We start from the raw sequence: 9,500 nt of genomic DNA on the forward strand, positions 1-9,500 counted from the left end.
GCGCGGCAGGTTCTAGCATGAAAGTCCTGCCACACACTGACCCCGGGAGTTCGCCATGAATGCCATCGTCACCGCCGCCGCGCCCAAGTTCAAGCCCTACACCCGGCAGACCATCGCCCAGTCGCGTCCGTGGGCCTGGATGGCGCTCGACTTGCAGGAAGCGGTGCAGGTGGTGTCGCATGTGCTGCCGTTCCGCAGCAATGAATACGTGATGGACAACTTGATCGACTAGAACAACATTCCCGACGATCCGATCTACCGGCTCACCTTCCCGCACCGCGACATGCTGCCGCCGGACGAATACGCCCGCCTGCGCGACCTGGTGCTGGTGCGGCGCGACCCGGCCGCCATCGCCGACTATGTGCGCGGGATAAGGATGCGCATGAATCCGCATCCGGCCGGCCAGATGACGCACAACGTGCCGCGCGTGAACGACGCGCCGCTGCGCGGCCTGCAACACAAATATGACCAGACGGTGCTGTTCTTCCCCAGCGCCGGCCAGACCTGCCACGCCTATTGCACCTTCTGTTTCCGCTGGCCGCAGTTCGTCGGCATGGACGACTTGAAATTCGACGCCAGGGAATCGCACGAGCTGGCCGCCTACCTGAAGCTGCATCCCGAGGTGACGGACGTGCTCATCACCGGCGGCGATCCGCTCATCATGAACACGCGCTCGCTGGCCGCCTACATCGAGCCGCTGCTGGTGCCGGAGCTGGCCCACATCCAGAACATCCGCATCGGCACCAAGTCGGTCGCGTATTGGCCGCAGCGCTTCGTCTCCGACCGCGACGCCGACGATTTGCTGCGGCTGTTCGAGCGCGTCGTCGGCGCCGGCAAGAACATGGCCATCATGGGCCATTACAACCACGCCGTCGAACTGCGGCCCGACATCGCGCAGCAAGCCGTCAAGCGCATCGTCGGCACCGGCGCCACGCTGCGCATGCAGGGGCCGCTGATCCGCCACATCAACGAAGACCCGAAAAGCTGGGCCGAGCTGTGGCAGACCGGGGTGCGCCTGGGTGCCATTCCTTATTACATGTTCGTCGAGCGCGACACCGGCCCGCACGCCTATTTCCAGCTGCCGCTGGCGCGCGCGCACGAGATTTTCCAGGCCGCCTACCAGATGGTGTCGGGCCTGTCGCGCACCGTGCGGGGGCCGTCGATGAGCGCGTTTCCGGGCAAGGTCGTCATCGACGGCGTGGCCACCATCAACGGCGAAAAGTCTTCGCCTTGCAGTTTTTGCAGGCCCGTAATCCGGACTGGGTGCGCAAGCCGTTTTACGCCAAATTCGATCCCGACGCGACCTGGCTCGACCACCTGAAACCGGCTTTCGGCAAGGATAAATTCTTCTTCGAGACGGGCGATGACGTCGACAGCCACACGCCGGCCGCCGCGCCGCGCAAGGTGATTCCGATCAGCAGCGCCGCCCGCGCCGGCGCGGCCCACGGCAAATTGCTGTGACGCGGCGGCCGCGATGCCCGCTCCACAGCCGCGGCCGCCGGCGTCATCATCGGCACCGGCGTCAGCGTCATCAACGTCAGCATCAACATCAGCATCGGCATTAGGACAGCGCCCGCGCCAGCCCGGCCAGCTTTCGGGCCCGGCCGTGTTCGGACTGGTGTTCCTGCCGTTTGCGCTGGGCCACTATCTATCGAGCCTGATGCGCACGGTGACCGCCATCCTGGCGCCGCAGCTGGTGGCGGCGCTGGCGCTGACGCCCGGCCAGCTCGGCCTGATGAACAGCGCCTTCTTCTTCGCGTTCGCGCTGGTGCAGCTGCCGGTCGGCGTGGCGCTCGACCGCCACGGGCCGCGCAAGGTGCAACTGCTGATGTTGTCGGTGGCCGCCACCGGCGCGCTGGCCTTCGCCGGCGGCCACGATTACCTCCAGCTGCTGTGTGCGCGAGCGTTGATCGGGCTGGGGCTGGGCGGCTGCTTCATGTCGGCCGTGAAGGCGATGTCGATGTGGATCGCGCCGTCGCGGCTGCCGTCGGTGCACGGTTATCTGATCGCCGTCGGCGGCCTGGGGGCGGCGTCGGCCACCCTGCCGGTGCGGCTGGCGCTGCACTATATGGACTGGCGCGGCCTGTTTTTGCTGCTGGCCGCCGCCGCCGCGCTGGTCGGCCTGCTGATTTACCTGCTGGCGCCGGCGTCGCCGCGCATGCAGGGCAAGGAGGGCCGGCCGCGCGCGTCGACGACGATGCGGGCCGTGCTGGAAGTCTACCGCCACCGCGCGTTCCGCCGCACCATCGGCCCGCTGCTGGTGCCGCACATGGTCTTCTTCGGCATGCAGGGCCTGTGGATGGGGAAGTGGCTGAGCGACGTCGGCCACTATTCGGAAGCGGCGGTGGCCTATCTGCTCTACCTGAGCATGGCCGCCATCATCTTCGGCGCCATCGCCACCGGCATGGTGACGGAATGGGCCGGCCGGCGCGGCATCGCGCCGCTGACCGTGGCCGCCGCCGGCGTGGCGCTGTTCATCGCGGTGCAGTGCGGCTTCGTGCTCGACTACGCGCCCAGCTACCAGTTGCTGGCCGTGCTGTTCACGCTGGCCGGCACCATCACCGGCATGGAATACGCCATCGTCGCCCAGACCATGCCGCCGGCGCTGACGGGGCGCGCCGCCACTGGCCTCAATCTGCTGATCTTCCTCGGCGCCTTCGCGGTGCAGGCCGGCTTCGGCATGTTGATCGGCTGCTGGCGGCCCAACCTGCTGCAACAGTATCCGGCGGCGGCCTACCGCACCGGCTTCGGCGTGCTGATCGCGCTGCAACTGGCCGGCCTGGTGCGCCACCTGCGGCGCCGCGCGCCGTGGACCGGGTCCGCCTTCGGTTAAAATGAGGGCCGCTGATGAGGTGCCTCGCCCCATCGTCCACACCAAGGAAAACCATGAGACTCGTTCGTTACGGCCGTCCCGGCAAAGAAAAACCTGGCCTGATCGATGAGGAAGGCAAGCTGCGCGACCTGTCCGGCGTCATCGACGACATCGACGCCGCCCAGCTGTCGGACAAGGCGCTGCGCAAGCTGGCCAAGATCGCCCCGGCCACGCTGCCGCTGGTGCGCGGCACGCCGCGCTTCGGCGTGCCGCTGGCACGCATCGGCAAATTCATCGGCATCGGCCTGAACTACGCCGACCACGCGGCCGAAGCCGGCATGGCGCTGCCCAAGGAGCCGATCGTGTTCATGAAGGCCATCAGCAGCCTGTCCGGCCCGGACGACGCCGTGATGCTGCCCAAGGGCTCGAAGAAGACCGACTGGGAAGTCGAGCTGGGCGTGGTCATCGGCACCCGCGCGCGCTATGTCGGCGAAGACGAGGCGCTTAATTATGTGGCCGGCTACTGCGTCGTCAACGACGTGTCCGAGCGCGAGTACCAGCTCGAACGCGGCCCGCAGTGGGACAAGGGCAAGGGCTGCGACACCTTCGGCCCGGTCGGCCCATGGCTGGTCACGCGCGACGAGGTGCTCGACGTGCAGCGCCTCGACCTGTACCTGGAAGTGAACGGCAAGCGCATGCAGACCGGCAGCACGGAAACGATGATCTTCACGGTCGCGCAACTGGTCAGCTACCTGTCGAAGTTCATGACGCTGGAGCCGGGCGACGTCATCGCCACCGGCACGCCGCCGGGCGTGGGCCAGGGCCGCAAGCCGCAGCGCTTCCTCAAGAAGGGCGACACCATGCGCCTCGGCATCGCCGGCCTGGGCGAGCAGCAGCAGGATGTGATCGCCTATCAGGCGGGATGATTTTGTGTGGGCGTGTGAGTGAGTAGGTGAGTGAGTCGCTGAGTAAGCGTGCGTGTGGGCGGACGGAAGGCCACCCTCAAGCGCCGGCCGTCGTCACCACACGCTGGACACCGCCCGCGTCAGCGCCTCGCCCAGGCGCGACACGATCTGCGCCAGATCCTCCTCGGTCGCGATGAACGGCGGCGCCAGCAGGATATGGTCGCCGCGCCGGCCGTCGATGGTGCCGCCCATCGGATAAACCATCAGCCCGCGCCATGGCCTGCTGCTTGACGGCCGCGTGCAGCTTCAGCGCCGGCGCGAACGGTTCCTTGGTGTCGCGCTCGCGCACCAGTTCCAGCGCCAGCAGCAAACCGCGGCCGCGATGTCGCCCACATGCGGGTGGCCGTCGAAGGCCTGATGCAGCATGCGCCGCAGCGTGGTGCCGCGCACCGTCACGGCGCCGAGCAGGCAGTCGCGCTGTATCACCTGCTGCACCGCCAGCGCGGCGGCGGCCGCCACCGGATGGCCCATATACGTATGCCCGTGCAGGAAGGCGCCGCTGCCGTCGCGCAGGCGGGCCACCACATGGTCGCGCGCCAGCAGCGCGCCGATCGGCTGGTAGCCGGCGCCCAGGCCCTTGCCCAGCGTGACCAGGTCCGGCACCACGCCGTCGTGCTCGATGGCGTACAGCGTGCCGGTGCGACCCATGCCGCACATGACTTCATCGGCGATCAACAGCATGCCGTAGCGGTCGCACAGCGCGCGCACGGCCTTGAAGTAGCCGGGCGTCGGCGGCACGGCGCCGCCGGTGGCGCCGACCACGGTCTCGGCGCAAAAGCCGATCACGCGCTCGGGACCGGTGGCGATGATGCAGGCCTCCAGCTCGGCGATCAGGCCGGCCGTGTAGTCGGCCACGCTTTGCCCCGGCGCGCGGTCGCGGTATTCGTAGCAGGGCGCCACGCGCGGCGCGTCCAGCAGCAATGGCGCGAAATGCTGGCGGCGCCACTCGTTGCCGCCTATGGCCAGCGCGCCCAGCGTGTTGCCGTGATAGCTCTGGCGGCGGCCGATGAAGACGCTGCGCTGCGGCTGGCCGCCTTCGACGAAGAACTGGCGCGCCAGCTTGAGCGCGGCCTCGAACGCTTCCGAGCCGCCCGACACCAGGTACACATGATTGAGGTCGCCCGGCGCGTGTTCGGCCAGGTGGTCGGCCAGTTCCTCGGCCACGCCGGTGGTGAAGAAAGCGGTGTGGGCGTAGGCGTTGCGCTCGATCTGCGCGTGCATGGCGGCGAGCACGTCGGGATGGGCGTGGCCGAGCGAGGAGACGGCGGCGCCGCCGCTGGCGTCGAGATACTGCTTGCCGTGGCGGTCGCGCACATACATGCCGGCGGCGCTGGCGGCGACCGGCGGCACCAGTCGCAGATTGCGGTGGATCAGGTGTGTCATGGCGTCTCCGTGTGTGGATGAGACTGCTGACGATAAGCGCGATCGGCTTGCGCGCCATTGATTTTTGCCGGAATATGCGCTGATAGTCGCTGTCCCACCGAGCACCAGCTGAAAGCACCGCCATAGCCGATCGCCTGCAATCGCTACCCTTTGCCCAACTGAGCGCCGCCCAGCAGGTCGCGGCGCAAGCCGTGATCGACGGTCCGCGCGGCGCGCTGTACGGGCCCTTCGTGCCGCTGGTCCGCAGCCCGGAACTGATAGTAGCCGAGCCATCAATACATAAACTCTGAGGATGATATAATTGCCATATTGCAATTATTCGTGGGTTTCCGGTGCCAATCGCATATAGCTACATACGCTTCTCCAAAGCAGAACAAAAGAAAGGTGATTCGCTGCGTAGGCAGATTGAATTATCTGAAAAATACGCTGCGTCAAATGGTCTGACGCTCGATGACACCCTAAATCTTCGGGATCTTGGTCTTTCAGCCTTTGATCGGTCAAATATCGAGCGCGGCGCGTTAGGCGCTTTTCTTGATGCAGTAAAAACAGGCCGCGTTACTCGCGGTTCGCACCTGTTGGTCGAGTCATTGGACCGTCTATCGCGTGACCGAGTGTTAGCTGCGCTAGTCGTTCAGCACGCGCTTCGCCAGAATGTCGATGTGGCTCCCATCCGGCGAGTAGACCGAGTTGGACATGTACGCATCCCGGTAGGTGAGAGCTTCAGCTATGCTACGGTCGAGATAGACGGCGACGGTCATTTCGGGATCGATGACCACGCCGCCAGATTCAGCACGGCTGTGGCCCAGCATGATGGTGAGCTTTGTCGTAGTGCGCGAAACGACATCGAAGTACAGTGGCAGGATTCCGTCCACTTCGGACATGCCCACGTCGTCGATGGTGAGCAGGCCCGGTATCACATCTAGCAGCCGGTGAAAAATCTGGGCGTGGATGCTCTCCCCGTTGTAGCCGCCGATCATGCCAGACCCAAAGTCTTGATGTTGTCCTCGTACTCGAAGAGGTGGACGTACCACGACATGAAGAATGCCTTGTACATGGCCTCATATTCGGCGGAGTTCATCGGTGTATGTTGGGAAAGATATGTCCATGCGGTAATGAATGCATGCTGATAAGTGAGCGGCTTCTGACTGCGACCGCTGTTGTAGAGCACTAGCGTCAAGTCTGGAACGATCCGGCCGTCATCGTTGACGGGGGCTTTGCCCAAGTCGAGCGTCAAATCGCCAGTCTGGTGGTATTCAATCTCTAGCAGCAGCGGTGGCATCGAACTGGCCTCGGCAGCACGATGATCTTCGAGCGCCTTGATTATAGGTATCAGGACAAGCAGTTGCTGGTGAAGAGGCGTTCTGTCCCGCTGGACGACGTTCATGGTTTTCATCGGTGATCCCTGAATTGAGAGCTAGCGTCGGCAGCGCGCTTGGTGCCGCTGCCACTGACGAACATCGTCGGTTAGAGTTCGATGATTTGGTGAACGATGGCTTGGATGCTGGTGTCGCCTTTCTTCAGCAGGCCAGCAAAGCGAGCGATAATCAGGCGGTTCTTCTTCGTCTCGATCTTGTTGATTTCGCGGATGGCGGCATGATCGAGCGGCTTGCCTGGCTTCATGTTCTCGATGGTGCTCTTGACCAGTTCGGTACGCTCGGCATCCAGTTGCTGGATCGAGGCTTTCAGCTTTTCAGCTGGCGTGGTGGTCGGTGCTTCAGTGGCAGGCGCTGCATTGCCTTCGGCAGTTGGAGCTTTCTTGTCGGCGAGGGTGATAGTGGACTTCTTTTCGATGGTGGCGGTCATGGCATTTCTCCTGTGTATTTGTCAAATCAACAAGAGAATTTTATCCAGCCCTCGCAAAATCGTACACTAATTTATTGCTTTATGTTAATTATTTACAAGACTGGGGGCATGCGATGGGATAGCGGTGCGGTGCTAACACAATCTCAATTCAGTTAAATACTAGACAGCTTGAGTTAGCACCGTTTGTGGCGAAGAGGATCAGCCGTTTGAACGAATCGAACCATCCACAATTCGTACATGATCACCAGTATGCCAAGCAGGCTGCTCCGATTGATGGAAGGTGCGGAAGGTGCCGTTGTTCAGGCGAACGGAAATATCATAGCTATGAGTACTTCTAACGTTGCCCTCTACCTGATTGCCTGCCACTGCGCCGCCGATTGCGCCTGCGATGGTCGCCAATTCACGACCTCTGCCACCACCTACTTGGTTTCCTAGTAGACCACCAACAACTGCACCGCCAGCGGCACCGACTCCACTACCTTGGCCTCGGGTATCGATTTCATTAACGGCATCAATGACGCCACACTCTGAACACGTAGTTGGGCTTGCTGACGCAATATATTCAGGACGCGAATGATGAACAGGCGTGGTCCTGTGGTAGGCCGGATCGTTGGCTTGCGTCGTTGGCGTTTGAACCGTCTGATTCGTCATGGGCTGCCCATTGGCGTTCAAGGGAATCTCAGAATTTTTTCCTGCAGAAGACGGCAACCATCCCATTATTGCTGCAGCGCCAAGACTAGAAACCAGCACTACTGCGGCGGCGGCAGCGAGAATTAAAGGATGGAGGCGGGGCTTGGACGTTGGAGTGAGTGGAGTGTTCATTTGTGACCTTTTCGTTTTGGTTTTATTACGGTGAGATGATTGCTCTGATAACGTTCCACATGCCAAGTTCCGGGACACAAATCCTGTATCAAATGTAAGAAAACGTGTCGTTGGTGAGTGCAGGCAGGGCTGCAAGAGTTCTTGATGTGTGGGGATCTTCTTTAAGCGCCGATTATTATCCCATCCTAGTTCTGTGGCATCTGTACGCTATAGCACATAGGATTTTCCCAGGAAATTGTTTTGGCTGCCAGACGCGGTGCTAACACAATCTCAATTCAATTAAATATTAGAGTTGGAGTGTTAGCACCTTTGATGGTCTTCGGACCGTTTTGCCGTCTACTTCGATGATCGAGCCTGGGATATCATCGATGTACCGCCACCTAGAAGATATCCCAATGACTGATCGATTACCTCCCATCGCCTTCGAACGACTGAGTGCCACCCAGCAGGTGGCCGCGCAAGAAGTAATCAGTGGCCCCCGAGGCGCACTATATGGGCCGTTTGTTCCGCTGGTAAGAAGTCCTGAACTAATGTCGGCTGCGCAAAAGATGGGTGAGTATTTGCGCTACCGCAGCGCTATCGGCACACGACTTTCAGAGTTGGCTATTTTGGTCACGGCTCGGCAATGGAATCAGCAGGTGGAATGGGCTATTCATGTGCCTATCGCACAGCAGAACGATATATCGCCGGACACGATCAGTGCTATCGCGCTCCGACAACGTCCAACGAAAATGACGGAAGATGAAGCATTGGTGCACGACTTTTGCGTTGAACTGCATACGCAGAAACAGGTCGGTGACGGGACCTACTTTGCCGCGTTGGCTAGATTCGGTGAGCACGGCGTAGTTGATCTAATAGGCATCAACGGCTACTACACCTTTTTGGCCATGGTGATGAATACCGCGCAAACGACGGTGCCCGTATCGCCAGCTAAACCCTTGCCAGAGTGACCTATCCTTAGGTAACACAGGCGTCGGGACAAATCGCGCGCCATTCATGTATTGATGGCCCGACTGCTATGGCGGCGGCGCAGCGCATGGGCGAATATCTGCGCTACCGCAGCGCGATCGGCACGCGGCTGTCGGAGCTGGCCATCCTGGTCACGGCGCGCCAGTGGAGCCAGCAGGTCGAGTGGGCCATCCATGCGCCGATCGCGCTGGAGCACGGCATCGCGCCGGCCACCATCGACGCCATCGCGCGGCGCCGGCGGCCGGACGGCATGGCGGCCGACGAGGCCCTGGTGCACGACTTTTGCGTCGAGCTGCACCAGCGCCAGCGCGTCGCCGACGCCACCTATGGGGCTGCGCTGGCGCTGTTCGGCGAGCACGGCGTGGTCGACCTGATGGGCATCAACGGTTATTACACCTTCCTGGCGATGGTCATGAACGCGGCGCAGACGGCCGTGCCGGCGTCGTCGGCCGCGCTGCTGCCGCCATGAATGTCGGCCATATGTGAGACCGCGAACAGAGCGCGCTTCCGTGCTGCGGATAATCGGCTGAGCTGATTATTTCAAGGGGAGTGCGTGATGCCAGGCCAGCCAGACCAGACGGACACGACAGATGTCATCAAGCCGGGCGCGCCCCGGGCGCCCATCGGCGACGCGGGTGACGCCGCCATGCTTCAGGGGTCACAGCTGACGCGGCGCGGCTTCATCCAGTCGGCGCTGGCGGCGGCCACGCTGGCGCAGGCGCCGCGCGCGCCGGCGCAGCCGCCGC

Annotated in this window: 9 protein-coding genes and 3 pseudogenes; 7 read left to right on the forward strand and 5 right to left on the reverse strand. The window is 62.6% G+C overall.

The genetic code is table 11. From position 1 onward, the window contains the following. The first annotated feature begins 55 nt into the window (after positions 1-55). The 3 genes and pseudogenes from Q0S71_RS03380 to Q0S71_RS03390 all read left to right on the forward strand — a co-directional run bounded on the left by Q0S71_RS03380 (position 56) and on the right by Q0S71_RS03390 (position 3,738). Positions 56-1,461: pseudogene (locus Q0S71_RS03380) on the forward strand (KamA family radical SAM protein). Between the two features lie 145 nt (positions 1,462-1,606). Further along, the gene (locus Q0S71_RS03385) at positions 1,607-2,833 is read left to right on the forward strand and encodes an MFS transporter (RefSeq protein WP_295991314.1); all 1,227 of its coding nucleotides are present in this window, start codon (positions 1,607-1,609) and stop codon (positions 2,831-2,833) included. Between the two features lie 53 nt (positions 2,834-2,886). Further along, complete coding sequence (locus Q0S71_RS03390) at positions 2,887-3,738, forward strand: fumarylacetoacetate hydrolase family protein (RefSeq protein WP_295991316.1); 852 nt, start codon at positions 2,887-2,889, stop codon at positions 3,736-3,738. Between the two features lie 93 nt (positions 3,739-3,831). On the opposite strand, the pseudogene Q0S71_RS03395 reads toward Q0S71_RS03390, so the two are convergent. Beyond that, a pseudogene (locus Q0S71_RS03395) lies at positions 3,832-5,160 on the reverse strand (aspartate aminotransferase family protein). Positions 5,161-5,492: 332 nt separating this feature from the next. Here Q0S71_RS03395 and Q0S71_RS03400 point away from each other — a divergent pair. Then, a pseudogene (locus Q0S71_RS03400) lies at positions 5,493-5,765 on the forward strand (recombinase family protein); the annotation flags it as partial. Between the two features lie 18 nt (positions 5,766-5,783). On the opposite strand, the gene Q0S71_RS03405 reads toward Q0S71_RS03400, so the two are convergent. The 4 genes from Q0S71_RS03405 to Q0S71_RS03420 all read right to left on the reverse strand — a co-directional run bounded on the left by Q0S71_RS03405 (position 5,784) and on the right by Q0S71_RS03420 (position 7,785). Further along, complete coding sequence (locus tag Q0S71_RS03405) at positions 5,784-6,137, reverse strand: hypothetical protein (RefSeq protein WP_295991343.1); 354 nt, start codon at positions 6,135-6,137, stop codon at positions 5,784-5,786. After that, the gene (locus tag Q0S71_RS03410) at positions 6,134-6,553 is read right to left on the reverse strand and encodes a hypothetical protein (protein ID WP_295991318.1); all 420 of its coding nucleotides are present in this window, start codon (positions 6,551-6,553) and stop codon (positions 6,134-6,136) included. The genes Q0S71_RS03405 and Q0S71_RS03410 overlap by 4 nt, the downstream gene beginning before the upstream one ends. A gap of 71 nt (positions 6,554-6,624) precedes the next feature. After that, entirely contained in the window at positions 6,625-6,963 is a 339-nt protein-coding gene (locus Q0S71_RS03415; protein ID WP_295991320.1) for a hypothetical protein, read from the reverse strand. Positions 6,964-7,161: 198 nt separating this feature from the next. Next, a complete protein-coding gene (locus Q0S71_RS03420) occupies positions 7,162-7,785 on the reverse strand; it encodes a glycine zipper 2TM domain-containing protein (protein WP_295991322.1) in 624 nt (207 codons plus the stop codon). Positions 7,786-8,180: 395 nt separating this feature from the next. On the opposite strand from Q0S71_RS03420, the gene Q0S71_RS03425 reads away from it, so the two are divergent. From Q0S71_RS03425 to Q0S71_RS03435, 3 genes are all read left to right on the forward strand, one after another. Next, positions 8,181-8,735: a carboxymuconolactone decarboxylase family protein gene (locus Q0S71_RS03425; protein WP_295991339.1), complete on the forward strand. Its 555-nt coding sequence runs from the start codon at positions 8,181-8,183 to the stop codon at positions 8,733-8,735. Between the two features lie 68 nt (positions 8,736-8,803). Next, positions 8,804-9,223 carry a carboxymuconolactone decarboxylase family protein gene (locus tag Q0S71_RS03430; protein WP_295991325.1) on the forward strand — a complete coding sequence of 140 codons (420 nt, stop codon included), beginning with the start codon at positions 8,804-8,806 and terminating at the stop codon, positions 9,221-9,223. Positions 9,224-9,310: 87 nt separating this feature from the next. Beyond that, on the forward strand, positions 9,311-9,500 hold a 190-nt coding region (locus Q0S71_RS03435), incomplete at its 3' end, for a hypothetical protein (RefSeq protein WP_295991328.1).

The sequence above is a fragment of the Rugamonas sp. genome (assembly GCF_025354735.1).
Taxonomy (GTDB): domain Bacteria; phylum Pseudomonadota; class Gammaproteobacteria; order Burkholderiales; family Burkholderiaceae_D; genus Rugamonas.